The 22,732-nt window shown below is 71.6% G+C and carries 23 protein-coding genes and 2 riboswitches; of the genes, 10 read left to right on the top strand and 13 right to left on the bottom strand.

Features of this window, described 5'->3' with window-relative positions:
- Window positions 1-309: 309 nt before the first annotated feature.
- From gcvPB to gcvT, 5 genes are all read right to left on the bottom strand, one after another.
- Entirely contained in the window at window positions 310-1,881 is a 1,572-nt protein-coding gene (gcvPB, locus tag PKD06_RS12725) for an aminomethyl-transferring glycine dehydrogenase subunit GcvPB (protein WP_324380587.1), read from the bottom strand.
- A 73-nt stretch (window positions 1,882-1,954) separates the two neighbouring features.
- The gene (gene gcvPA / locus PKD06_RS12720; protein ID WP_324380585.1) at window positions 1,955-3,298 is read right to left on the bottom strand and encodes an aminomethyl-transferring glycine dehydrogenase subunit GcvPA; all 1,344 of its coding nucleotides are present in this window, start codon (window positions 3,296-3,298) and stop codon (window positions 1,955-1,957) included.
- An 8-nt stretch (window positions 3,299-3,306) separates the two neighbouring features.
- Window positions 3,307-3,780 carry an OsmC family protein gene (locus tag PKD06_RS12715; protein WP_324380583.1) on the bottom strand — a complete coding sequence of 158 codons (474 nt, stop codon included), beginning with the start codon at window positions 3,778-3,780 and terminating at the stop codon, window positions 3,307-3,309.
- A gap of 27 nt (window positions 3,781-3,807) precedes the next feature.
- Window positions 3,808-4,182, bottom strand: coding sequence for a glycine cleavage system protein GcvH (gcvH, locus tag PKD06_RS12710; RefSeq protein WP_324380581.1), 375 nt, complete (start codon window positions 4,180-4,182; stop codon window positions 3,808-3,810).
- A gap of 9 nt (window positions 4,183-4,191) precedes the next feature.
- Entirely contained in the window at window positions 4,192-5,331 is a 1,140-nt protein-coding gene (gene gcvT / locus PKD06_RS12705) for a glycine cleavage system aminomethyltransferase GcvT (RefSeq protein WP_324380579.1), read from the bottom strand.
- Between the two features lie 69 nt (window positions 5,332-5,400).
- Window positions 5,401-5,509: riboswitch (glycine riboswitch) on the bottom strand.
- Between the two features lies 1 nt (window position 5,510).
- Window positions 5,511-5,601: riboswitch (glycine riboswitch) on the bottom strand.
- Between the two features lie 104 nt (window positions 5,602-5,705).
- Here gcvT and PKD06_RS12700 point away from each other — a divergent pair.
- From PKD06_RS12700 to PKD06_RS12685, 4 genes are all read left to right on the top strand, one after another.
- Window positions 5,706-6,398, top strand: a complete 693-nt coding sequence (locus PKD06_RS12700; protein ID WP_324380577.1) for a DsbA family protein — start codon at window positions 5,706-5,708, stop codon at window positions 6,396-6,398.
- 73 nt (window positions 6,399-6,471) lie between these two features.
- Window positions 6,472-6,744: a DUF2312 domain-containing protein gene (locus tag PKD06_RS12695; RefSeq protein WP_324380575.1), complete on the top strand. Its 273-nt coding sequence runs from the start codon at window positions 6,472-6,474 to the stop codon at window positions 6,742-6,744.
- A 70-nt stretch (window positions 6,745-6,814) separates the two neighbouring features.
- On the top strand, window positions 6,815-7,831 hold the full coding sequence (locus PKD06_RS12690) for an iron ABC transporter permease (protein ID WP_324380573.1): 1,017 nt from the start codon (window positions 6,815-6,817) through the stop codon (window positions 7,829-7,831).
- Window positions 7,828-8,592 (top strand): ABC transporter ATP-binding protein, encoded by a 765-nt coding sequence (locus PKD06_RS12685; protein ID WP_324380571.1) that lies wholly within the window; start codon window positions 7,828-7,830, stop codon window positions 8,590-8,592. Before PKD06_RS12690 ends, PKD06_RS12685 begins: the two co-directional genes overlap by 4 nt.
- On the opposite strand, the gene cobD is transcribed toward PKD06_RS12685, so the two are convergent.
- Window positions 8,544-9,572 (bottom strand): threonine-phosphate decarboxylase CobD, encoded by a 1,029-nt coding sequence (gene cobD, locus PKD06_RS12680; protein WP_324380569.1) that lies wholly within the window; start codon window positions 9,570-9,572, stop codon window positions 8,544-8,546. The genes PKD06_RS12685 and cobD overlap by 49 nt on opposite strands.
- 45 nt (window positions 9,573-9,617) lie before the next feature.
- Between cobD and PKD06_RS12675 the strand changes: the two genes are divergently transcribed.
- Entirely contained in the window at window positions 9,618-10,445 is an 828-nt protein-coding gene (locus PKD06_RS12675) for an ABC transporter substrate-binding protein (protein WP_324380567.1), read from the top strand.
- Window positions 10,445-11,407: an adenosylcobinamide-phosphate synthase CbiB gene (gene cbiB / locus PKD06_RS12670; protein WP_324380565.1), complete on the top strand. Its 963-nt coding sequence runs from the start codon at window positions 10,445-10,447 to the stop codon at window positions 11,405-11,407. Before PKD06_RS12675 ends, cbiB begins: the two co-directional genes overlap by 1 nt.
- Window positions 11,408-11,416: 9 nt before the next feature.
- Here cbiB and PKD06_RS12665 read toward each other — a convergent pair whose 3' ends face one another.
- From PKD06_RS12665 to PKD06_RS12640, 6 genes are all read right to left on the bottom strand, one after another.
- On the bottom strand, window positions 11,417-12,937 hold the full coding sequence (locus tag PKD06_RS12665; RefSeq protein ID WP_324380563.1) for a cobyric acid synthase: 1,521 nt from the start codon (window positions 12,935-12,937) through the stop codon (window positions 11,417-11,419).
- Between the two features lie 67 nt (window positions 12,938-13,004).
- The gene (gene cobO, locus PKD06_RS12660) at window positions 13,005-13,625 is read right to left on the bottom strand and encodes a cob(I)yrinic acid a,c-diamide adenosyltransferase (RefSeq protein WP_324380561.1); all 621 of its coding nucleotides are present in this window, start codon (window positions 13,623-13,625) and stop codon (window positions 13,005-13,007) included.
- Window positions 13,622-17,338 carry a cobaltochelatase subunit CobN gene (gene cobN / locus PKD06_RS12655; protein ID WP_324380559.1) on the bottom strand — a complete coding sequence of 1,239 codons (3,717 nt, stop codon included), beginning with the start codon at window positions 17,336-17,338 and terminating at the stop codon, window positions 13,622-13,624. Before cobN ends, cobO begins: the two co-directional genes overlap by 4 nt.
- Window positions 17,338-17,877, bottom strand: a complete 540-nt coding sequence (gene cobU / locus PKD06_RS12650; RefSeq protein WP_324380557.1) for a bifunctional adenosylcobinamide kinase/adenosylcobinamide-phosphate guanylyltransferase — start codon at window positions 17,875-17,877, stop codon at window positions 17,338-17,340. The genes cobN and cobU overlap by 1 nt, the downstream gene beginning before the upstream one ends.
- Before the next feature lie 13 nt (window positions 17,878-17,890).
- Window positions 17,891-18,259, bottom strand: a complete 369-nt coding sequence (locus PKD06_RS12645; protein ID WP_324380555.1) for a cell division protein ZapA — start codon at window positions 18,257-18,259, stop codon at window positions 17,891-17,893.
- Window positions 18,260-18,262: 3 nt separating this feature from the next.
- The gene (locus PKD06_RS12640; protein ID WP_324380553.1) at window positions 18,263-18,556 is read right to left on the bottom strand and encodes a DUF4164 domain-containing protein; all 294 of its coding nucleotides are present in this window, start codon (window positions 18,554-18,556) and stop codon (window positions 18,263-18,265) included.
- Window positions 18,557-18,840: 284 nt separating this feature from the next.
- Between PKD06_RS12640 and gap the strand changes: the two genes are divergently transcribed.
- The 4 genes from gap to PKD06_RS12620 all read left to right on the top strand — a co-directional run bounded on the left by gap (window position 18,841) and on the right by PKD06_RS12620 (window position 22,067).
- Complete coding sequence (gene gap, locus PKD06_RS12635; protein WP_324380551.1) at window positions 18,841-19,848, top strand: type I glyceraldehyde-3-phosphate dehydrogenase; 1,008 nt, start codon at window positions 18,841-18,843, stop codon at window positions 19,846-19,848.
- Window positions 19,849-19,928: 80 nt separating this feature from the next.
- Window positions 19,929-20,336, top strand: coding sequence for a hypothetical protein (locus tag PKD06_RS12630; protein WP_324380549.1), 408 nt, complete (start codon window positions 19,929-19,931; stop codon window positions 20,334-20,336).
- A 113-nt stretch (window positions 20,337-20,449) separates the two neighbouring features.
- The gene (locus PKD06_RS12625) at window positions 20,450-21,649 is read left to right on the top strand and encodes a phosphoglycerate kinase (RefSeq protein WP_324380547.1); all 1,200 of its coding nucleotides are present in this window, start codon (window positions 20,450-20,452) and stop codon (window positions 21,647-21,649) included.
- Between the two features lie 16 nt (window positions 21,650-21,665).
- Window positions 21,666-22,067 (top strand): hypothetical protein, encoded by a 402-nt coding sequence (locus tag PKD06_RS12620; protein ID WP_324380545.1) that lies wholly within the window; start codon window positions 21,666-21,668, stop codon window positions 22,065-22,067.
- A 14-nt stretch (window positions 22,068-22,081) separates the two neighbouring features.
- Here PKD06_RS12620 and lipB read toward each other — a convergent pair.
- Window positions 22,082-22,732: lipoyl(octanoyl) transferase LipB (gene lipB, locus PKD06_RS12615; protein ID WP_324380543.1), on the bottom strand; the 651-nt coding region annotated here is incomplete at its 5' end.

The raw sequence follows: 22,732 nt of genomic DNA, 5'->3' as shown, positions 1-22,732 counted from the left end.
TTCCAGAGGCGGCCATCTTAACCGATTTGATCAGCCCGTTCTCACACAGCCTGCTCGCGCCGGCTTTTTTATTGGCCGCCTTCTCCCGCGGGAGAGGCACCTGCGGAATGTTCGATCGCTTCGCAGCCTGCCCCCCGCTGTCATTCCCGGCGGCGCGAAGGGCCGGGAAGGGGATCCAGGAGGGATCCCTTGCGGCTCTGGACCCTTCCCCTCCGGCGGCTGCGCCGCCTCCGGCCGGGGATGACAGGGGGAATCCCAAGCGCCTTGTATCCATCCGTCAACCGAGTTGAAGACGGAGGAGGGGAACGTCTATTGCGCCTCCGGCTCCGTCCACCGCAGCACGGGCTTTCTTGCGGCCAGCGTCTCGTCGAGGCGACGGCGCGGGGCGTGGAAGGGCGCGCCCTTGAAGCGCTCCGTCCGGTGGAGCTTCGCGGCCATGGCGAGGTCGCGCATCGTCGCGATGAAGAGATCGAGCGACGCCTTCGATTCGGATTCAGTCGGCTCGACCAGCATGGCGCCGTGGACGACGAGCGGGAAATACACCGTCATCGGGTGATAGCCCTCGTCGATCATCGCCTTGGCGAAATCGAGCGTCGTCACGCCGGTATCGGCGAGCCAGGAATCGTCGAACAAAACCTCGTGCATACAGGGCTTGTCGCCGAAGGGCAGCGACATCAGGTCCGAGAGTGAGGCGCGGACATAGTTGGCGTTGAGGACCGCATCCTCGGACGCCTGCCGCATCCCATCCGCGCCGTGCGAGAGCATATAGGCGAGCGCGCGCACAAACATGCCCATCTGGCCATGGAAGGCGACCATGCGGCCGAAGGGCGAGGCCCCTTCCGCCGCATCGCCCGCATGCTCGACGAGATTCCACCCTTCCCCCCCTTGCGGCGGAGAGGCCACGACGAACGGCACCGGCGCAAAGGGCGCGAGCCGCTCCGACAGCGCCACCGGGCCGGCGCCCGGCCCCCCTCCCCCGTGCGGGGTCGAGAAGGTCTTGTGCAGGTTGATATGCATGGCGTCGACGCCGAGATCGCCCGGCCGCACCTTGCCGACGATGGCGTTGAAATTGGCGCCGTCGCAATAGAAATAGCCGCCGCATTCATGCACAGCCTCGGCGATCATCTTCGCGCGCGGCTCGAACAGGCCGCAGGTATTCGGATTGGTCAGCATGATCGCCGCGATGTCCGGTCCGAGGAGCGGGCGGACATCGGCGATATGAACCCAGCCGTCCTCGCGCGCCGGCACCGCCTTCACCTTGAAGCCGATCAGCGCGGCGGTAGCCGGATTGGTGCCATGCGCCGAATCGGGCACTAGGACGACGTTGCGTGTTTCCGCCTCGCCGCGCGCGGCGATGGCGGCCTTGATGGCCATCATGCCGAGCAACTCGCCATGCGCCCCCGCCTTGGGCTGGAGCGCCACGGCCGGCATGCCGGTGAGCTCCGTCAGGTAGCGGGACAACTCGCTCATCAGCTCGAGGGCGCCCTGGACGGTCGAGACGGGCTGGAGCGGATGCACGTCGGCGAAGCCCGGCAGCCGCGCCATGCGCTCGTTGAGCCGGGCATTGTGCTTCATCGTGCAGGAGCCAAGCGGAAAGAGGCCGGTATCGATGCCGTAATTCTGCTGGCTGAGCCGGACGTAATGGCGCATCGCCTCGGGCTCGGACAGGCCCGGCAGGCCGATCGGCGCCGTCCGCGCGAGCTCGCCGAGCCTCGGCGCGAAGGGCTCGGGCTCGTCGAGATCGACGCCCGTCACCTCCGGCCGGCCAATCTCGAAGATCAGCGGCTCCTCCTGGGCGAGGGCGCGGTTGCCCGTGAAGGTGGGATGCACGGCGGGGGGGGCGGCCCCCTCCGCGGAAGACGGGCGTCCCTGGCGGTTCATCATGATGCGGTCCTGTCAGATGTCGCAGGAGAAACCCTCCCCCGGCTTGCGGGGGGAGGGTTGGAGCGCGTGGTCACGCGAGCGCGCCCTTCAACGCCGCGACGAGCGCGGCGCGGTCCTCGTCCGTGTTCACCTCGGTCGAGGCGATCAGCAGGAGGTCGTCCAGGCCCTGGCCCGGATAGAGGCGCGAGGCGGGGACGCCTGCAAGGATGCCCTGCCTCGCCAGCGTCTCGACCACCTCGGCAGCCGGCTTCGGCAGCCTCACGGTGACCTCGTTGAAGAAGGCCCTCGTCAGGACCTCGACGCCCGGCAGCGAGGCGAGGGCATCGACCAGCTTGACGGCACCTGCGTGGTTGATGCGCGCGAGCCGCGTGAGGCCCGCCTCGCCGAGAAGGCTCAGATGGATCGTGAAGGCAAGGCAGCACAGGCCCGAATTCGTGCAGATATTCGACGTCGCCTTGTCGCGGCGGATATGCTGCTCGCGGGTCGAGAGCGTCAGCACGAAGCCGCGCCGTCCCTCGGCATCGACCGTCTGGCCGCAGAGACGGCCCGGCATCTGCCGCATGAATTTCTGCCGCGTCGCGAAGAGGCCGACATAGGGGCCGCCGAAGGACAGCGGCACGCCGATCGACTGGCCCTCGCCGACGACGATGTCGGCCCCCTGGGCGCCGGGAGATTCGACGAGGCCGAGCGAAACGGCCTCCGTGAAGACCGCGACCAGGAGCGCACCGTGCCTGTGCGCCGCCTCGGCGATGGGCCGCAGGTCGCGCAGATTGCCGAAGACGTCGGGACTCTGCACGACGACGCAGGAGGTCTCGCCATCGATCCGCGAGACGATATCCTCGCGCGCCTCGACATCCGCCGGCAGCGAGGCGACCTCGTCCCCCGCCATGGCCGAGACGGTGCGGACCACCTCGGCATAATGCGGATGCAGGCCGCCGGACAGCACCGCCTTGCGCCGCTTCGTGACGCGATGCGCCATCAGCACCGCCTCGGCGGTGCCGGTCGAGCCGTCATACATGGAGGCGTTGGCCACCTCCATGCCGGTCAGCAGCGCGACCTGGGTCTGGAACTCGAACAGATATTGCAGCGTGCCCTGGGCGATCTCGGGCTGGTAGGGCGTGTAGCTGGTCAGGAATTCCGAGCGCTGGATCAGATGGTCGACGCTCGCCGGGATGTGGTGCTTGTAGGCCCCGGCCCCGACGAAGAACGGTACGGAGGAGGCCGGCAGGTTCCGCGCCGCCATCCGGCCGAGGACGCGCTCGACCTCCATCTCCCCCTTTCGGCGCGGAAGGTCCGGCAGCCCGGCCAGCAGCGCGCCATCGGGCACGTCGGCGAAAAGCGCGTCGATGTCTTCGACGCCGACGCGCGCGAGCATGGCGGCGCGGTCGCTCTCGGTCAGGGGCAGGTAGCGCATCGGACCTCTCAGATGATGCGGGGCGCGATCGCGATCTCGGTCTTCACCGAGTTCGCGATGAAGCATTGGTCATGCGCGGCATGGTGCAGCCGCTCCAGCTCGTCCGGGCCGGGCCGGCGATCGCCGGCGAACGACATCGCCGGCGAGAGCGTGACGGCGTCGACCCAGAACCGGCCCTTCTCGTCGGGCGCGATCCGGCCCCGCGCCTCGTCGCGATAGAGATCGACCACGAAGCCCGCTTTCGCGGCGAGATAGAGGAAGGTCAGCATGTGGCAGCTCGACAGAGCCGCCACGAAGGCTTCCTCGGGATCGACCGCATCCTCGCGCGAATAGGGCAGCCGCACCGAGGCCGGGGCCGAGGAGGCGGGCACGGTGATGCCCCCGTCGAAGCTCCAGTGATGCCCGCGGCTGTAGCGGCCATCCGTGAAGGCCTCGTCCTCCTGCCGCCGCCACTCGACCACTGCCGTATAGGAATGGCTCATGAGGATGCCCCCGAAGCCGCCCGGCCGTCAGCCGATCGAGGCGACGAAGGCCGCATAGGCATCCTCCGTCATGAGGTCGTCGAGCTCGGCCGGATCGGCGATCTGGATCCTGAAGAACCAGCCCTTGCCGACCGGGTCCTCGTTGACGAGAGCGGGGGTGCCTTCCAGTTCGGGATTGGTGGCCGTCACGGTGCCGGCGACGGGGGCGAAGATCTCGCTCGCCGCCTTGACGCTCTCGACCACGGCCGCGTCGTCGCCCTGGGCGAGCACCTTGCCGATCTCGGGCAGCTCGACATAGACCACGTCGCCGAGCTGGCCTTGCGCGTAATCCGAGATGCCGACCGTGCCGGTATCGCCGTCCACGGCGATATATTCGTGCTCTTTGGTGTAGCGGATCGTCATGGGAACCTCTCAGCGCTTGTAGCGATGCGGCGTGAAGGGCAAGGGGACAACGGTTCCCGCGACCCTGCGGCCGCGCAGCTCGAGGCCGAGCGCCGTGCCGGGCTTGGCGAATTCGGAGACGACATAGCCCATCGCGATCGGGCCGCCGACACTCGGCGCGAAGCCGCCCGAAGTAACCTTGCCGACGAGTTCGCCGTCCTTGTCGAGGATCCCGGCATGCTCGCGCACGGGCGCGCGGCCCTCGACCTTGATGCCGACGCGGCGCCGGATCGGCCCCTCGGCCAGCTCGCGCGTGATGCGCAGCCGGCCCGGAAAGCCGCCCTCCTGCCGTCGCCGCTTCTGGATCGACCAGGCGAGCCCGGCCTCGACGGGCGAGGTCTCCTGGTTGATGTCGTGGCCGTAGAGCGGCAGCCCCGCCTCGAGCCGCAGCGAATCGCGCGCGCCGAGGCCGATCGGCATCGCGCGCTGGTCCGCGAGCAGCGTCTCCCAAAGCTGACCCGCCTCCCCGGTCGGGACGGAGATCTCGTAGCCGTCCTCGCCCGTATAGCCAGAGCGGCTGGCATGGACCTCGATGCCGGCGACCGTCAGGCGCCGGGCGCTCATGAAGGTCATGTCGGCCGCCGCGGGCGCGAGCGCGGACAGGACGGAGACCGCCGAGGGCCCTTGCAGGGCGATCAGCGCCAGATGGTCGAGGCGCTGCAACAGCACCTTGTCGGGCAGCGACGCCTCGATCAGGCGGTAATCCGCCTCCTTGGTGGCGGCGTTGACGATGATCAGGATCTCGCCCGGGCTCTGCGGCTCGAGGGGGCGCACGACCATCAGGTCGTCGACGATGCCCCCTTCCTCGTTCAGAAGCTGCGTGTAGCGCTGCTGGCCCGGCCGCAGCCCCGCGATATCCGCTGGAACCAAGTGCTCCAGCGCCGCGGCGGCCGTCGCGAAATCGGGTCCGGTCAGCCTCGCCTGGCCCATATGGGAGACGTCGAAGAGGCCGGCATGGCTGCGCGTCCAGAGATGCTCGGCGATGATGCCGTCGGGATATTGCACCGGCATGGCGTAGCCGGCGAAAGGCACCATGCGGGCGCCTGCGGAAAGGTGCGCCGCCGCGAGCGGCGTCTCCAGGAGCTTTCCGTCTGAGGGGTCGTCGGCCATGGCAGCTCCGGGAGATGTGTCGCGACAAGCCTTCTACCGCGATCTCTCGCGGCGTCCCACCATCGCGCCCCCTCTGTCCCGGGACCTGAGAGATTTCCCCAGGGGACATGCGAGGCTGGCCCGCGCGGCCCGGGTTACCCCCGTCGGTGGACGGCGCAAGCCGTCGCTTTCCAGAGTGCCATCTCCCCGCGGTCCTTGGGCCTGAGCGTTTCCGGGGCGGTTGCGCCTTCGGCGCCGGGCGGGAAGCCCGGACTCTTCCGCGGGGATCAGCGGCGCGGCCAAATAGGGGAGCCGCATGGATGCTGTCAACGCGCCATCGCAACGGCGTGCGTGCGAGCACGGACGCCGTTGTGCGGCCGTGACACCAGCGCGCCATGCTCGACCGCCGTCTCCTCCTCGCCGCCGCGACCGCGGCCCTCGCCTCCGCCGCGCGCGCCGCCGGCACCGAGGGATCGGCGGCCAATCAATGGTTCCGCGTCGAGAGCGACGAGGGCCGCCCTGTCCCCAACCTGCGGGCGCCCGCCGAGCTGGTCGAGGAGATCGAGGACCTGAAGGGCGCGATCTGGGCCGGCCCGCAATCGGCCGCGGTCCAGCTCGTCGAGTTCTACGACTATAACTGCCCCTGGTGCCGGGCGGCGAGCGCGGCCCGCGAGGATCTCCGCCGCAGCCGGACCGACCTGCGCGTGGGGCTCGTCAACAACCCGATCCTGTCGGTCGCCTCCGCCCAGGCCGCCAAGGTCGACCTCGCGGTCCTGCAACAGCACGGAGCGGCGGCCTCCCATGCCTTCCACGACAAGCTGTTCTCGCTGCCCGGCCGGATCGACGGGCCGCGGGCGCTCGAGGCCGCCGCCGCGCTCGGCCATGACCGGGCCGAAATCGAGAAGCTGGCCGATTCGCCGGCGACGAGCGCCATGCTGCGCCAGCAGCTCCGCCTCGCCGCCTCGCTCGGGATGAACACGACGCCGGCCTATGTCGTCGGCGGGGCGGTCGTGCTCGGCTATCCCGGCCCGAAGAGCCTTGCGCGCATCGTCGAGAACGCGGCGAGCTGCGGCGCCATCGCCTGCTGAGAGCGCCCGGCCTTAACGCTCGGGAAACCCTCCCCGACGACCTTGCCGCCTCCATCATGCGGAAAGGGTCACCATGTCGGACGAGATCGGAATCGCCGGAAACCGGGTGCGGTCGTTCGTGGAGCGCATCGAGCAGCTCGAAAGCGAGATCGCGGACCTCAACGAGGCCAAGAAGGAGGTCTTCGCCGAGGCCAAGGGCGAGGGCTTCGACGTGAAGATCCTGAAGGAGATCATCAAGATCCGAAAGCAGGACAAGGACGAACGCGACGAGCACGAGACGCTGCTCGACGTCTATCTGCGCGCCATGGAAACCTCGGAGCCCGAGCCGGTGAAAGAAGCGGCCTGAGCTTTCCTTTCCGAGACGGAGGCGGGGCTGGCCCCTAGCTGAGGCCGCCGCTTCGGTGCAGAAGGCGGCGATGTCCCCCTTCGGATCGCGGCTCGGCGTGCCCCTCGCCTTCGCGGCTCTCCTCGTCCTGCTCTTCCTCGTCTCGCTCGGGATCGGGCCGGTGAGGCTCGCCCCCTGGACCGTGGCGCGGGCGCTGGCCGGCTTCGGCGACGAGACGGCACGCATCATCGTGCGGGAGATCAGGCTGCCGCGGGCGATCCTGTCCGTCCTGATCGGCTCCATGCTGGGGCTCTCGGGCGCCGCCATGCAGGGGCTGCTGCGCAATCCCCTCGCCGCCCCTTCCCTTTTCGGCGCCCCGCAGGCGGCGGCCTTCGGGGCGGTCGCGACCCTCTCCCTCGGCCTTACCGACGCGCTCTCCATGGCGCTGCCGGTCGCCGCGATGGCGGGGGCCTTCCTGTCGGTCTTCCTGCTGGTAGCGGTGGCGGGGCGCAACGCCGGGCTGACGCTCCTGATCCTCTCGGGCCTCGCCATATCGAGCCTCGCGGGCGCGGCGACCGCGCTCGCGATGAACCTCGCGCCCAATCCCTTCGCAGCCCTGGAGATCGCCTTCTGGCTGCTCGGCTCGCTGGACGACCGCTCGATGCGCCACGTCGCCATGGCGGCGCCTTTCATCGCGGCCGGCGCCGCGCTGCTCTTCGCGAATCGCGGCGCCTTCCGGGCGCTGACGCTCGGGGAGGATGCGGCGGCGAGCCTCGGCATCCGGGTCGCCCGGCTGCGGCTCCTCGTCATCACCGGGGTCGCGATGGGGATCGGGGGGGCGGTCGCGGTCGCGGGCACGATCGGCTTCGTCGGGCTCGTCTCGCCCCATCTCGTGCGCCCGCTCGTCGGCTACGATCCGGCGCGGCTCCTGCTGCCCTCGGCCCTCGCCGGCGGCTGCCTCCTGACGGCCGCGGATATCGCCGTGCGCCTCATTCCCTCGACGACCGACATCAAGGTCGGCGTGCTGACGGCGCTGATCGGGGTGCCCTTCTTCCTCTACCTGATCGTGCGCGAGCGCCGCCGGCTCGGCGCAGAGCTGCTCGCATGAGCCTCGCGGTCTCGGACCTGTGCGTCTCCCTCGGCGGCCGAAGCGTCGTCGACGGCGTCTCCTTCGGCTGCGAGGCGGGGGAGCTGGTCGCGCTGGTGGGGCCGAACGGCGCCGGCAAGACCTCGCTGCTGCGAGCCCTCGCGAGCCTCGTCCCCAGCCGCGGCGCGATCCGCCTCGGCGACGACGACCTGCGCACGCTCGATCCCCGGGCGAGGGCGAGGGCGGTCGCCTACCTGCCGCAGGGGCACGAGGCGCATTGGCCGCTCCCCGCGCGCGACATCGTCGCGCTTGGGCGCCTGCCCCACGGCGCCGGCGATCCGGCCCGGCTGTCGGCGGCGGATGCGGCGGCGGTCGAGGAGGCGATGGGTCTCGCCGATGTCGGCGCGCTCGCCGACAGGCCCGTGACGAGCCTGTCGGGGGGCGAGCGGGCCCGTGTCGCCATGGCCCGCGTCCTCGCCGTCGGCGCCCCGCTGATCCTCGCCGACGAGCCGACCGCGGCGCTCGATCCGCGCCATCAGCTCGACGTGATGGGCGTGCTGCGCGGGGCCGCGAGGGCGGGCGCGAGCGTGATCGCCGTCACGCACGATCTCGGCCTCGCGGCGCGCTTCGCGAGCCGCGTCCTGGTCATGTGCGAAGGCAGGCTCGCCGCCGCCGCCGCGCCGGAGACCGCGCTCGCGCCCCAGATCCTGGCGCGCGTCTTCCGCATCGAGGCTTATCGCGCGACGCTCGCGGGCGAGGCCGTGCTGGTGCCCTGGACGTGACGCGCGAGCCCCTCCCGCAGCCGCGCCAGCCCTTCGGGCTCCTCCGGCAGGCCGAAGCGCAGGAGGTCCGGCGCCTCCTCGAAGCGGCGGCACCAGATATGCGCGGCGGCGAGCCGCCCGTGCAGGGCGGCGGCATCGGGATGGCGGACGAGCCGGAAAAGCGCCGTGCCGCCGAGGAGCGCGGCGCCGCCCTCGGCCAGAACCCGGTCGAGCGCGGCGGCCTCGGCGGCGAGCCGGCGCCGCGTCGCCGCCTGCCAGCCGCGATCGGCGAGGGCGGCCGCCCCTACGGCGAGAGCCGGGCCGGACACGGCCCAATCCCCGAGCGCGGCGCGCAGGCTGTCCGCGACGGCGGGCGGCGCGACGGCGAAGCCGAGGCGAAGGCCGGCGAGCCCGTAGAACTTGCCGAAGGAGCGCAGCACGACCACCGGCAGCCCGGGCACGAGAGCGGAAGCGCCGATGGCGCGGTCGAGATCGGCGAAAGCCTCGTCCACGATCAGCCAGCCGCCGGCCCGCGCGCAATCCTCCGCCCGGCGCCGGATCGCCTCGGGACCGAGGATGCGCCCGTCCGGGTTGTTGGGATTGACGACGACGCGGTGGATGACGGTGGGGGAAACCCGGGACTCCATGTCCCGAACGACCTCGCGGCCGGCCGCGCGCCAGCTCGCGGCATGCTCGGCATAGGTCGGCCCGAGGATGGCGACGGCGCCGGGCGGAGCGAGGCGGGGCAGCCACTGGATCAGCGCCTGGGTTCCGGGCGCGGCCACGATCCCGGCGGCGTCGGGAATCGCGTAGGCGTCTCTCGCGGCCGCGAGCAGGGAGCGCATTTCGGCCTCGCCGGGCAGCCGCTCCCAGCCGGCCCGGCGCAGGGCGTCCGGCACGGGCCAGGGATGGGGATTGATCCCGGTCGAGAGATCGAGCCATTCCGGCCCGCTCGCGCCGTAGCGCGCCTTGGCCTCCGTCAGGTCGCCGCCATGTCTCATGGCCTCCGCATCGCCCGCCCTGCGGATGCGGGCAAGGGGCGGAGGGTGAGGGCCCGCGCGCTTGCCGCGCTGGCGATCGGCCTTGCCGCGCTGCACGGGCCGGCTTGGGCCGCGCCGCACGTCGTCTCCATCAATCTCTGCGCCGACCAGCTCCTCGTCCCGCTCGCCGATGCGGACCAGATCCTCGGCCTTTCGCCTTATGCCCGCGACAGGCTCCGCTCGGGCGTGGCGGCCGAGGCGGAGCGCTTTCCCTCCCTCTCCGGGACGGCCGAGGAGGTGCTGGCGCTGAAGCCCGATTTCGTCCTTTCCGGCCGTTTCACGAAGCGGGCGACGCGCGAATTGCTGCGGCAGCACGGCGTCAGACTGGTCGAGCTGGACGCGGCGCGCTCCATCGACGAGGCGAAGGCCCAGATCCGGCAGGTCGGAGAACTGCTCGGCCACCCCGAGCGGGCCGAATCGGCGGTCGCCCGGATCGACGAGGCGGCGAGCCGGGCCCGCGCCGCCGCGCCGTCCGGGCTGACCGTGCTGCCGCTCCAGCGCCGGGGCTGGGTCGCGGGCGGGGACACGCTGCTCGGCTCGATGCTCCGGCTCGTCGGCCTGATGCCGGCGCTCGGCGGCCGCAGCCTCGGCCGCTTCCTCACGCTGGAGGAGATCGTCGCCAGGAGGCCCGATCTCCTTGCGGTCTCGGAAGCCGGGGGCGCGGAGGACCAGGGCGCGGCGCTCCTCTTGCACCCGGCGCTGCTGCGCCTCTACCCGCCCGGGCGGCGCATCGTGCTGCCCGATTCCCTCAACCTCCTCTGCGGCGGCCCGAGCCTCGCCGGGGCGCTCGACAGGCTCGCCGCCGAGATCGGCCGCGCCGCCAAGGGACGCTGATGCTGCTCTCTTCCGACGCCCTCTGGATCCTGCCGATGGCGCTGCTTCTCGACGCGCTGATCGGCGACCCGGACCGGATCTGGCGCCGCCTGCCGCATCCGGTCGCCTGGCTCGGGGCCCTGGTGGCCTTCGGCGACCGCCATCTCAACCGCGAGAGCTGGAGCGCGCAGGCGAGGCGGAATGCAGGCTTCCTCTGGACGACGGCGCTCGTCGCCGCCGGCCTCGCGGGCGGGCATCTCCTGGAGCAGGGACTGCGCGCCCTGCCGCTCTTCGACCTGTGGATCGCGCTCGCGGCTTCGACGCTGATCGCGCAAAGAAGCCTCTACGAGCACGTGGCCCGCGTCCGCGACGCCGCCTCGCTGGAGGAAGCCCGCGCCGCGGTCTCGATGATCGTCGGCCGCGACACGAGCCGGCTCGACGAAGCCGGCATCGCACGCGCCGCGATCGAATCGACGGCGGAGAACTTCTCCGACGGCGTCGTCGCGCCGGCCTTCTGGTTCGCCCTCGCGGGACTGCCCGGCCTCGTCGCCTACAAGGCCGTGAACACGGCCGATTCGATGATCGGCCATCTCTCCGCCCGCCATCGCGATTTCGGCTGGGCGGCGGCCCGGCTCGACGACCTCCTCAACCTCCTGCCCGCACGCCTCTCTGCGCTCCTGATCGCCTGCGCGGCGCCGGCCGCCGGGGGACGGACCGGCCATGCGCTCGCCGTCGCCGCACGCGATGCCGGCACCCATCGCTCGCCCAATGCCGGCTGGCCGGAAGCCGCCATGGCCGCGGCGCTCGGCCTCGCGCTCGGCGGCCCGCGCATCTATGCGGCGGGGCCGGTCGAGGCGCCGTTCCTCCACGAGGAGGGGCGGCGCGACGCCGTCGCCTCCGATATCGGCCGGGGGCTCAAGGTGCTGGCGACGGCGCTGCTGCTTCATGTCGCGATGTGGATCGGCCTCGCCGCCGCGTTCTGAGCCGCCGGCTCAGCGCGCCTGCGCGATGGCGAGCATCGCGTCGAGGTCGAGATGCGCTTCCGCCGCCTCGGCGAGGTCGTCGAGGGCCTTCTCGATCCCCGCCTCGTAGGCCAGCGCCGAGGCGGCCCCGAAGCCCGCGAGATAGGCGGCGCGGAAGGCATCCGAGCCGAACAGGCCGTGGACGTAGCTGCCCTGCACCCGCCCGTCCGCGCTCGCCGCGCCGTCCGGGCGGCTCGCGCCCTGGCTCCCGAGATCGAGGAGCGGCCGGGCGCGATCGGGACCGTCCGTGCGGCCGAGATGGATCTCGTAGCCCTCGACCGCAGCCCCCGAGGCGAGATGGCGGCCCCGGACGGGCGCCGTCACCTTGTCCGGCGTGAGGACGGTGTCGACTTCGAGGAGGCCGAGGCCCGGCACCGTGCTCGCCGGCCCCTCGATCCCCTCGGGATCGCAGATCGAGCGGCCGAGCATCTGGTAGCCTCCGCAGAGGCCGAGAACATGGCCGCCGCGCCGCCGATGGGCGGCGATGTCGATGTCCCAGCCCTGCGCGCGCAGGAAGGCGAGATCGCCGATCGTCGATTTCGAGCCCGGCAGGATCACGAGCCCGGCATCGCCGGGCAGCGGCGTGCCGGGCGGGACGAGGACCAGCTCGACGCCCGGCTCCTGGCGGAGAGGATCGAGATCGTCGAAATTCGCGATCCGGGCGATGATCGGCACCGCGATCTTCAGCCGCTCCCCGCCCTCCCCGATCGGCCGCGACAGGTCGAGGGCATCCTCGGCCGGAAGCCGCAAAGCGGCGGGCAGGAAGGGCAGGATGCCGAGACAGGGCCAGCCCGTGCGTTCGGCGATCGCGCGCGCGCCTTCGGAAAAGAGCGAAACGTCGCCCCGGAACTTGTTGATCAGGAAGGCTTTTATGCGCACCTTCTCGTCCGGCTCCAGCACCGCATGGGTGCCGACAAGGCTCGCGATGACGCCGCCCCGGTCGATATCGCCGGCCAGCACGACCGGCAGGTCCGCCGCTCGGGCGAAGCCCATATTGGCGATGTCGCCGGCCCGCAGGTTGATCTCAGCCGGGCTGCCCGCCCCCTCCACGAGGACGAGGTCCATGCCCTCGCCAATCCTGCCGAAGCTCTCCAGCACGGCCGGCAGCAAATCGCCCTTCCGCGAGCCCCAGTCGCGCGCCCGCAGGGTGAAGGCGCGCCGTCCCTGCACGATCACCTGCGCGCCCGTATCGGTCTCGGGCTTCAGGAGGACGGGGTTCATGTGGACCGAGGACGGCAGGCCGCAGGCGCGCGCCTGCACGGCCTGGGCGCGGCCGATCTCGCCGCCATCGGCGGTGGCGGCGGCGTTGTTCGACATGTTCTGCGGCTTGAACGGCGCGACCTTCAGGCCGCGCCGGAGGAAGGCGCGGCAGAGCGCGGCGACCAGCGTCGACTTGCCGACATTCGAGCCCGTGCCCTGGATCATCAGGGCGGGAGGGCGAAGGGGCGAGGTCACGGAAGCCGCCCCACGCCGTCTTCGGCAGTCGCGCATCGCGCTCGCCGCCTGCTCCACCCTCCCCCCGCTTGCGGCGGGGAGGACGGACTCGGCAAGGAGAGGATCAATACTCGATCCCCTTCTGCGCCTTGATGCCCTGGCGGAAGGGGTGCTTCACGAGCGTCATCTCGGTCACGAGATCGGCGATCTCGATCAACTCGGGCTTGGCGTTGCGGCCGGTCACGATCACGTGCTTGCCGGCCGGCTTCTCATCGCGCAGGAAGGCGACGACCTCCTCGACCGGCAGGTAGTCGTAGCGCAGCACGATGTTCAACTCGTCGAGCAGGACGAGCCGGTGGCGCTCGTCGCGGATCAACTCCTTGGCGCGCTCCCAGGCGCGGCGGGCGACCTCGATGTCGCGGGCGCGGTCCTGCGTGTCCCAGGTGAAGCCCTCGCCCATGACGTGGAGCGTCACGAGGTCGGGGAAGCGCGCGAGCAGCCGCGCCTCCCCCGTCTCCCAGCTCGGCGCCTTGATGAACTGCACGATCCCGACCGGCCAGTCATAGGCGATATGGCGCATCACCATGCCGAGCGCGGCCGAGGTCTTCCCCTTGCCCGCTCCAGTATGGACGATGAGGAGACCCTTGTCGGCGCTCTTGCCTGCGAGCAGCTTCGCCTTTCCGGCCTGGTGCTTCTTCATCTTCTCGGCGTGGCGGGCGTTCAGCTCCGCCTCGGTCTCGCTCATGTGGTCTCCCCTGCGGTGAGTTCGGCCAGCAGGTCGCCGGCCCGGTTCGAGCGCGGCTGCCAGAGGCCGCGCCGGCGCGCCTCCGCGAAGCGCCCGGCGGTCTCCCGAAGCGCGGCGGGATTGGCCTCTGCCATGAACCCCCGCACCCGCTCGTCCTCCAGATAGGCCGCGAAGAGCTGGTCGAAGTGATGCGGCTTCACGGCGTCGGTCGTCGCTGCGAAGCCGAAGAGGTAATCCACGGTCGCGGCGATCTCGAAGGCGCCCTTGTAGCCGTGGCGCATGACGCCCGCGATCCATTTCGGATTGGCCGCGCGCCCTCGCACGACGCGGGCGATCTCCTCCGACAGGCTGCGCGCCAGCGGCGCCTCGGGCCGCGAGGTGTCGAGATGGAAGACGGGCGGGGCCTTGCCCGACACCGTCTCCACGGCGGCCGCAAGCCCGCCCATGAACTGATAGTAATCGTCCGAATCCAGGATGTCGTGCTCGCGGTTGTCCTGCGCCTGCGCGACAGCTTCGACCGCCGCGAGGCGGCGGGCGAGGTGCCCTCGGGCCTCCTCGCCCTCGCGCCCCCCGCCATAGGCATGGCCGCTCCAGGCGAGGTAGGAGGCGGCAAGATCCGCGCGGCCCTCCCAGCCGCCCTCGTCGATGAGCGCCTGGAGGCCGGCGCCATAGGCGCCCGGCTTCGAGCCGAAGATGCGGGCCGCGGCGGCGCGATGCGCCGGCTCTCCCCCTCCCGCCGCCTCGGCCTCGCGGCGGATGCGGGCGGCGAGCGGGTTCTGGTCCTCCGGCTCGTCCAGGGCGGCGACGGCGCGCACGGCGGAATCGAACAGGTCCATCTGGACCGGGAAGGCGTCGCGGAAGAGGCCGGAGACCCGCAGGGTCACGTCCACGCGCGGCCGCTTCAGCTCCATCGCGTCCAGGACGCGGAACCCCGTCACGCGTCCCGATCCCGGCTCCCAGACCGGCATGGTGCCGATCAGGGCCAGCGCCTGGGCGACATCCTCTCCGCCGGTGCGCATATTGGCTGTGCCCCAGAGCGAGAGAGCGACGGCCTTCGGCCAATCGCCCTCCTCCTGCACGAAGCGCAGGACGAATTGCTCGGCGGCGGCGCGCCCGGTCCGCCAGGCGGCCTCGGTCGGCACGGCGCGGACATCGACCGCGAAGAAGTTGCGGCCCGTCGGCAGCACGTCCGGCCGGCCCCGCGTCGGAGCGCCGGCCGGCCCCGGCGGCACGAAGCGGCCGTCGAGGGCCACGAGGCAGGATTCGATCTCGGCCGCGCCGGAGGCGAGGATGCGGGGGCGAAGCTCGCCCTCGATCCAGGCGAGAACCGCGCGCGTCCGGTGCCAGTCCGCGTCGCACGCGCCCTCCCCAGCCCTCCCCCCGCCCGCGACCAGCGCCTCGGCCAGCTTCTCGATCCGCTCGACCGTGTCGCCGGCCGTGCGCCAGGGATCGCCGGACAAGGCGCCCAGCACCTGCGGCCTCGGCCCCTCGTAGGGCGCCGCGAGATCGCGCGTCAGCGGGTCGAGCGTCAGGCCGAGATCGGCCGCGAGCGCCCGGTGCAGCGAGGCGTCCTGCGGCCGAAGCTCGGAGCGCGGCAGGCGCGCGACGGCAACGAGAAGCGCGTCGAGCCGCGCCCCCTCCGGCGCGCGGCCGAGCACGTGCAGGCCGTCGCGGATCTGCATTTCCTTGAGGTCGCACAGATGCGCGTCGATCCGGCGAAGCGCCTCGTCCGGCGAAAGATCGGCGGCGAGGTCGAGATCGGCATCGAGCCGCATCGCGCCCGAGAAGGCGAGGATGTCGCCGGCGAGCGCCTGCGCCCGCTTCGGATCGAGATCGGAGGCGGCGGCATATTCGTCCACCAGCGCCTCGAGGCGCGAGAGGTCGCCGTGAAGCTCGGCGCGGGCGAGCGGCGGCGTCAGGTGGTCGACGATCACCGCCGCGTTGCGCCGCTTCGCCTGCACGCCCTCGCCGGGATCGTTGACGATGAAGGGATAGATGTTCGGCAGCGGCCCGAGCAAAGCCTGCGGGAAGCACGAGGCCGAGAGGCCGACCGCCTTGCCGGGCAGCCATTCGAGATTGCCGTGCTTGCCCAGATGCAGCACCGCATGGGCGTCGAAGCCGCGCCGGAGCCAGAGATAGAACGCCAGATAGTGATGCGGCGGGGCGAGATCGGGCGCGTGATAGGTGTCCTTGGGATCGATATGGTAGCCCCGCGCCGGCTGGATGCCGATCACGACATGGCCGAAGCGGTGCAGGCCGAGCCGGAAGGCGCCCGCCTCGACATGCGGATCGTCCTCGGGCGGGCCCCAGCGCGCCTCGACGGCCGCCCTCGTTTCCTCCGGCAGCGTCGCATAGGCGGCGCGGTAGGCATCGAGCGGCCAGCGCATCCCAGCCCCGCGCCCGATCCGGCCGGACTGGCGGCGGCCGAGATCGTTGGTCGGCCCCACCATCAGCAAGGCCATGAGGCCGGCTGAGCTCTCCGGCGCCCGGTCGAGCCGGTAGCCGGCCTCGCGCAGGGCCGCGAGGAGCATCGCGGCGCTTTCGGGCGTGTCGAGGCCGACGCCGTTCGCGAGGCGCCCGTCGCGGTTCGGATAATTCGCCAGGACCAGCGCCACCCGCCGCTCCGGCGGGGGCGTGCGGCGCAGCCGCGTCCAGGATGCCGCAAGATCGGCCGCAGCCCCGATGCGGTCCGGGACCGAGCGGCTCACGACGGGGCCGCCCGCCTCCCCTTCCTTGAAGGCGACGGCCCCGGCGAAGATGCGCCCGTCCACTTCCGGCAGCACGACATGCATGGCGAGGTCGCGCGGATTGAGCCCTCGCGGCGAGGCGCGCCAAGCCGCCTCGCCGGTGCTCGCGAAGGCGACCTGGAGCACCGGGCAATCGGCATTGGGCAGGGACGGGGCGGTCCGCGAGGGGAGGCCCGGGGAGAGCGCTCCGACCGCGAAGGCGGTGGCGTTGAGGACGATGTCGGGCGGGGCCGCGGCGAAGACGGAGGCGAGGAGCGCCGAGGAGGCTTCGTCCTTGAGGCTCGTCACGAAGATCGGCTGGGCCGAGAAGCCGCGCTCCTCAAGCGCCGCCACCAGGGCCTCGACCGGCTCGGTCATCCCGCCCTGGACGAGGGCGCGGTAGAAGAGGATCGCCGCGCGGGGGCGATCGTCCGGCGGGACCGCCCGCGGCCACAATCCAGCGGAGGGGACCGGGCGCGGCGGCGGAGGCGCCGGCCCCTGCCCGAGGACATGAGCGAGATGCGCCAGGGCGCCGGCAACGTTGTCGGGCCCGCCCTCGGCGAGATAGCGCCAGAGGGCGCGGGTCTCGCCCTCTCCCGCCGTCCCGCGCGCGGCGAAATCCGCCTCCCAGCGGCCATGGCCCGGCACGCAATAGAGCGGCAGGCGGCGCTGGAGGGCGATGCGCCGCAGCGTCTCGATTCCATAGGGCCAGTAGCTTTCCCCGCCGAGGAGCCGCAGGACGAGGACTCGCGCCCGCGCGAGCGTCCGCTCCACATAGAGATCGACCGAGAGCGGGTGCTGGAGCGCGAGGAAATTTGTCAGCGCCAGGGACGGCGCGCCGTCGGGCCGTGCCGCGGCGGCGCGGGCAAGCGCGGCAAGCTCCGTATCGGCGCCCGAGAGGAAAACGATCTCCGCCGGCTCCTGCATCAGGTCGCGCGCGGCCGAGCCGTCGTCGAGGCCCTGGGCGGGCGCGAACTGGATATGCATCAGCCCCCCTTCAGCCGGAGCGGCAGCCCGGCCGCGACGAAGACCACGGAAGGCGCGGCGGCGGCGACGGCCTGGTTGAGCCGACCTTGCGCATCGCGGAAGCGGCGCCCGAGCGGGGTCTCCGGCACGAGCCCCATCCCGACCTCGTTGGAGACCAGCACGACCGGCCCCGCGGCCCGCCCCAGCGCCTCGCAGAGACGCTCGGTCTCGGCCTCGAGGTCGCGCCCGGCGAAGAGAAGGTTCGACAGCCACAATGTGAGGCAGTCGACGAGGACGGCCCGGCCCGGCCCCGCCTCCTCCGCCAGCGCCTCGGCGAGGGCGAGCGGTTCCTCCCGCGTCGTCCAGCCGGCGCCGCGGCGGGCGCGGTGATGGGCGATGCGCTCGGCCATTTCGCCGTCGAGGGCCTGCGCGGTCGCGAGGTAGCGGAGCGCGAGGCCGCTTTCGAGGAGGAGGCTTTCGGCAAAAGCCGATTTCCCCGAGCGGGCTCCGCCGAGGACGAGGGTGGTGACGAGAGGCGCCCCGGCCGTGAAGGATCCCACGGAAGCCGGCCTCTCAGCCCGCTCCCGGCGGGGCGAAGCGGGCCGCGAGGCGCTCGACGCGGTCGGCGGCGCGGTTCAGGGCCTGGGTCAGCTTCTGCTCGGTGGTCTCGGAGCGCTCCGCCTGGCTGACCGCGACCGAGCGCATGGCGGCCAGCTCGGCCTCCAGGGTCTCGACGCGGCGGCGGACCTCGGACAGCTCGTCCGCCGTCATGAGCGCCGCCATCACGTGCAGCCGCATGTCGCCAATCTCGCCGAAGGAGGCGCGCATCTCGGCGATCTTGGCGTCGAAGGCCGCGGCCAGCGCCTGGAGATGCTTCTCCTCGCCGTCGCCGCAGGCCATGCGGTAGGCGCGGCCGGCGATCGTGACCTGCACATGCGCCATGGCTCAGCCCGACGCGCCGCCGAAGGCGCGCTCGCGCGCCAGGATGTCCTCGATGACGCCGACGGCGGCGCCCATCCGTCCCCCGACATGCTCGACGGCACCTTCGAGCCGGGCGATCCGCGCGCTCGCGCTGTCCAGCTCCCCGGCGAGCCGGGCGCGATCCTCTCCCATCACCTGCAATTCCATTTCGAGGTCGCTGCGGCGCTGGTCGGTGTCGAAATGGCGCGCGACGCCTGCCTCCAGCCGGTCGAACGCCGCCTCCAGGCGGGCGAGGGCTGCGGAAAGCTCGGGGTTCATGGGCTTCTGATCGGGCCGGCCGCCGGCATAGTCAATGGATTTCGGCGCGTCGCGCGCCTCCATTTGCCTTGGGAAGCGGCACTTGTTAAGGGAGCCGCGCCCGCCTTCCGGCCGCCGCACCGACGACGGTGCCCTCGGACCCGAGATTTTGAACGACCTCGTCCCTCTCGCGCAGTTCAGGCCGCCTCTCGCGGCCCGGCTTCGGGTGCGGCCGCGGCTGGCGAGCCCCCATCCATGACGAGCGACGACCGCCGAGGCGCGAACGGCCGGTCCAGGAGGAAGACATGACGGTGAAGGTTGCGATCAACGGCTTCGGGCGCATCGGCCGGAACATTCTGCGCGCGATCCACGAGAGCGGCCGCAAGGACATCCAGGTCGTGGCCATCAACGATCTCGGCCCGGTGGAGACCAACGCCCACCTCCTGCGCTTCGATTCCGTTCATGGCCGCTATCCGGGCGAGGTCGGCGTCGAGGGCGACAACCTCCTCATCGACGGCAACAGGATCCGCGTCACCGCGATCCGCAATCCGGCCGAGCTTCCGCACAAGGAGCTGGGCGTCGACATCGCGCTCGAATGCACCGGCATCTTCGCCACCCGGGAGAAGGCCGCGGCCCATCTCCAGGCCGGCGCGAAGCGCGTCATCGTCTCCGCCCCGGCCGACGGCGCGGATCTCACGGTGGTCTACGGCGTCAACCACGACAAGCTGACGAAGGACCACGTCGTCATCTCGAACGCCTCCTGCACGACGAACTGCCTCGCCCCGGTCGCCTATGTCCTCAACGAGGCGGTGGGCATCGAGAAGGGCTTCATGACGACGATCCACTCCTATACGGGCGACCAGCCGACGCTCGACACGATGCATAAGGACCTCTACCGCGCCCGCGCGGCGGCCCTCTCGCAGATCCCGACCTCGACCGGCGCCGCCAAGGCCGTGGGGCTCGTGCTGCCCGAGCTGAACGGCAAGCTCGACGGCTCCTCGATCCGCGTGCCGACCCCGAACGTCTCGGTCGTCGACTTCAAGTTCCTGGCCAAGCGCAAGACCTCGAAGGAAGAGATCAACGAGGCCATCCAGGTCGCCGCGAAGCAGAAGCTCAAGGGCATCCTCGGCGTGACCGACCAGCCGAACGTCTCGATCGACTTCAACCACGATCCGCATTCGTCGATCTTCGCGCTCGACCAGACCAAGGTGATGGACGGCAACTTCGTGCGCATCCTGACCTGGTACGACAACGAATGGGGCTTCTCGAACCGCATGAGCGACACCGCCGTCTCGCTGTCCAAGCTCATCTGAACCCCACAGGGACCGGCCGCGCCCTCCGGGGCCTCGCGGCCGGTCCCGCGATTCCGACGCAAGGAACCGAAAGGCGCCCCATGTCCGAGACCAGCCCCCGAAACGAACCGATCATCGACCTCGAGCTCCTGCCGCCGCCGGAGCGGGGCACCCCGCCCGCATCCGCCCCGGAAGGCGCCCCGAACCTTCTCGAACTGCTCGCCCGGCTCGAGGACAAGACGGCGCGCATCGAGGAGAAGCTGTCGCGCTCGGAAGGCTCCGTCGCCCGCGTCATCGACCGCTTCGAGGCGTCCTCCCACCGGATGAGCGAGATCGCCCAGCAATCGGAGCTGATGGCGGTGCGCAGCGAGACGAAGTTCATCTCCCGGCGCGTCCGGGCCCTGCCCGGCTTCACGACCCTCCTCGGCTCCTCCCTGGTCACGGCCGTCCTCACCGCCATCCTGACGGTGCTGATCATCCGCTACGTGCCGGGCCTCGTCGGCCGGTAGGCTTCCGGCGCGGGGATGCGCGGCCCCCGCCGCGCCTCCGCGTCTGGTCAGGAAGCCGGCCTTCCGGTACGAACCGGCCTGGTTGGAGAGCAGCTTCCGGGACCGGACGAGACATGGCCAGATTCAAGACGATCGACGATGCCGGAAACCTGCGCGGCAAGCGCATTCTCGTGCGCGTCGATCTCAACGTTCCCCTCGAAGGCGGCCGGGTGACCGACGCCACCCGGATCGAGCGCATCCTGCCGACGATCCGCGACCTTTCCGGCCATGGCGGCCGGGTGATCCTGCTGGCGCATTTCGGGCGTCCGAAGGGCAAGCGCGTCGAGGCCGAGAGCCTCGCCCCCGTGCGGGCGGAACTGGCGCGGCTGCTCGGGCGGCCCGTCTCCTTCGCCGAGGATTGCATCGGGGAGGCGGCCGAGCGCGCCGTGGCGAGCCTCGAGGACGGCGGCGTCCTCCTCCTGGAGAACACGCGCTTCCATGCGGGTGAGGAGAAGAACGATCCGGATTTCGCGAGGAGGCTCGCCGCGCTCGGCGACCTCTACGTGAACGACGCCTTCTCGGCCGCGCACCGCGCCCATGCCTCCACCGAGGGCCTCGCCCATCTCCTGCCCGCCTTTGCCGGCCGCACCATGCAGGCCGAGCTGGAGGCGCTGGAGAAGGGGCTCGAGGCGCCCGAGCATCCCGTGGTCGCGATCGTCGGCGGCGCCAAGGTCTCGACCAAGATCGACCTCCTCGAAAACCTCGTCGCCAAGGTCGACGCGCTCGTGATCGGGGGCGGCATGGCCAATACCTTCCTCAACGCGATCGACGTCAATGTCGGCCGCTCGCTCTGCGAGGCCGATCTCGCGCCGACGGCGCGGCGCATCCTGGAACGCGCGAAGCAGACGGGCTGCGCGATCATCCTCCCCGTGGACGGGGTCGTCGCCCGGGAGTTCAAGGCCGGGGCGGAGCATCGCACCTACGGTGCCGACGCGATTCCCTCGGACGGCATGATCCTCGATGTCGGCGCCCAGTCGGTCGACCGCATCAAGTCCGCCATCGACGATGCCAGGACCCTCGTCTGGAACGGGCCCCTCGGCGCCTTCGAGATCGCCCCCTTCGACCAGGGCACCGTCGCGGCCGCGCGCCATGCGGCGTCCCGCACGAAGGCCGGCAAGCTCGTCTCCGTCGCCGGCGGCGGGGACACGGTCGCCGCCCTCAACCATGCGGGTGTGGCGGAGGATTTCAGCTACGTCTCGACCGCGGGCGGCGCCTTCCTCGAATGGCTGGAAGGAAAGGCCCTGCCGGGCGTCGAGGCCCTGAAGAAGGCATGAGATGAAGGAGACGCGCATGCCCGGGCGCCCGGCTCCGCTCCTCCGGCCGGAGGTCGGCGCCCTGCCGGGGTCCGGCGCCTTGCCGGGGGCCGCCTCCCTGGCCGGGCTGGCCCTCCTCGTCCTGGGTGGATGCGCCTCCACCACGCCCGCGCGGCTGGTCCTGCCGTCCGGCGACATCCTGAAAGGCAGCGCCACGACGAGCTTCAACGGCCAGTTCTACGTCAGGAACGAGCGGTTGAACTGCACGGGCATCTACGAGGGCCGGAACGTCTTCGGCGTCGGCCGCAGGGCGCCCGTCACCCTCCATTGCAGCAACGGCAAGACGGGATCGAGCCAGGATGCGCTCTACCAGACCGGCCGGGCCGGCCTGACCCTCAGCGACGGCTCCAAGGCCACGCTCACCCTCGGCCAGGAATAGCCGGAGCAGCTGGCTCAGCAGGCTCCGATGCCGGGCGCCGCCGGCACGGCCGGGCCGAAGACCTCCTCGAAGCTGGTCCGCAGGGCGATATCGGCATCCGCCATGGTCACGGGCAGGCCGAGATCGACGAGGCTCGTCACGCCGTGGAGGCGCAGGCCGCAGGGCACGATGCCGCCGAAATGCGCGAGATCCGGCTCGACGTTCAGGCTCACCCCGTGGAAGGTGACCGAGCGGCGCACCCTGATCCCGAGCGCGGCGATCTTGTCCTCGACGCCCTCGCCCCGCTCGGGCCGCCGCACCCAGACGCCGACTCTGTCCTCCCGCCGCTCTCCTCTCACGTTGAAGCGCGCGAGCGCGCCGATGAGCCATTCCTCCAGCGAGGCCACGAAGGCGCGAAGGTCGGGACGGCGGCGGTTGAGATCCAGCATCACATAGGCCACCCGCTGGCCCGGCCCGTGATAGGTGAACTGGCCGCCCCGCCCCGCCTGGAAGACCGGAAAGCGCTCGGGCTCGATCAGATCCTCCGGCCGCGCGGAGGTGCCGGCGGTGTAGAGCGGCGGATGCTCCAGGAGCCAGACGCATTCCCCCCCCGTCCCCGCCGCAATCGCCGCGACGCGCGCCTCCATCGCCCCGAGCGCCCGCGGATATTCGACGAGCCCCCCGGC

It is taken from the genome of Enterovirga sp. (genome assembly GCF_035325185.1).
Classification (GTDB): domain Bacteria; phylum Pseudomonadota; class Alphaproteobacteria; order Rhizobiales; family Beijerinckiaceae; genus Enterovirga.
The sequence above is the reverse complement of the archived record's forward strand: the minus strand, read 5'-3'. Positions and strand labels throughout refer to the sequence as shown.

Excerpts from the sequence above, each read along its gene's own strand:
- PKD06_RS12695 (WP_324380575.1), top strand. The coding sequence starts at position 6,472 with ATGTCGGACGAGATCGGAATCGCCGGAAACCGGGTGCGGTCGTTCGTG.
- cobO (WP_324380561.1), bottom strand. The coding sequence starts at position 13,625 with ATGAGCGAGACCGAGGCGGAGCTGAACGCCCGCCACGCCGAGAAGATG.
- cbiB (WP_324380565.1), top strand. The coding sequence starts at position 10,445 with ATGCTGCTCTCTTCCGACGCCCTCTGGATCCTGCCGATGGCGCTGCTT.
- cobN (WP_324380559.1), bottom strand. The coding sequence starts at position 17,338 with ATGCATATCCAGTTCGCGCCCGCCCAGGGCCTCGACGACGGCTCGGCC.
- PKD06_RS12665 (WP_324380563.1), bottom strand. The coding sequence starts at position 12,937 with ATGCGCGACTGCCGAAGACGGCGTGGGGCGGCTTCCGTGACCTCGCCC.
- PKD06_RS12690 (WP_324380573.1), top strand. The coding sequence starts at position 6,815 with ATGTCCCCCTTCGGATCGCGGCTCGGCGTGCCCCTCGCCTTCGCGGCT.
- gap (WP_324380551.1), top strand. The coding sequence starts at position 18,841 with ATGACGGTGAAGGTTGCGATCAACGGCTTCGGGCGCATCGGCCGGAAC.
- PKD06_RS12700 (WP_324380577.1), top strand. The coding sequence starts at position 5,706 with ATGCTCGACCGCCGTCTCCTCCTCGCCGCCGCGACCGCGGCCCTCGCC.
- gcvT (WP_324380579.1), bottom strand. The coding sequence starts at position 5,331 with ATGGCCGACGACCCCTCAGACGGAAAGCTCCTGGAGACGCCGCTCGCG.
- PKD06_RS12685 (WP_324380571.1), top strand. The coding sequence starts at position 7,828 with ATGAGCCTCGCGGTCTCGGACCTGTGCGTCTCCCTCGGCGGCCGAAGC.
- gcvPA (WP_324380585.1), bottom strand. The coding sequence starts at position 3,298 with ATGCGCTACCTGCCCCTGACCGAGAGCGACCGCGCCGCCATGCTCGCG.
- gcvH (WP_324380581.1), bottom strand. The coding sequence starts at position 4,182 with ATGACGATCCGCTACACCAAAGAGCACGAATATATCGCCGTGGACGGC.
- PKD06_RS12630 (WP_324380549.1), top strand. The coding sequence starts at position 19,929 with ATGTCCGAGACCAGCCCCCGAAACGAACCGATCATCGACCTCGAGCTC.
- PKD06_RS12640 (WP_324380553.1), bottom strand. The coding sequence starts at position 18,556 with ATGAACCCCGAGCTTTCCGCAGCCCTCGCCCGCCTGGAGGCGGCGTTC.
- PKD06_RS12715 (WP_324380583.1), bottom strand. The coding sequence starts at position 3,780 with ATGAGCCATTCCTATACGGCAGTGGTCGAGTGGCGGCGGCAGGAGGAC.
- cobD (WP_324380569.1), bottom strand. The coding sequence starts at position 9,572 with ATGAGACATGGCGGCGACCTGACGGAGGCCAAGGCGCGCTACGGCGCG.
- gcvPB (WP_324380587.1), bottom strand. The coding sequence starts at position 1,881 with ATGAACCGCCAGGGACGCCCGTCTTCCGCGGAGGGGGCCGCCCCCCCC.
- PKD06_RS12625 (WP_324380547.1), top strand. The coding sequence starts at position 20,450 with ATGGCCAGATTCAAGACGATCGACGATGCCGGAAACCTGCGCGGCAAG.
- PKD06_RS12645 (WP_324380555.1), bottom strand. The coding sequence starts at position 18,259 with ATGGCGCATGTGCAGGTCACGATCGCCGGCCGCGCCTACCGCATGGCC.
- PKD06_RS12620 (WP_324380545.1), top strand. The coding sequence starts at position 21,666 with ATGCCCGGGCGCCCGGCTCCGCTCCTCCGGCCGGAGGTCGGCGCCCTG.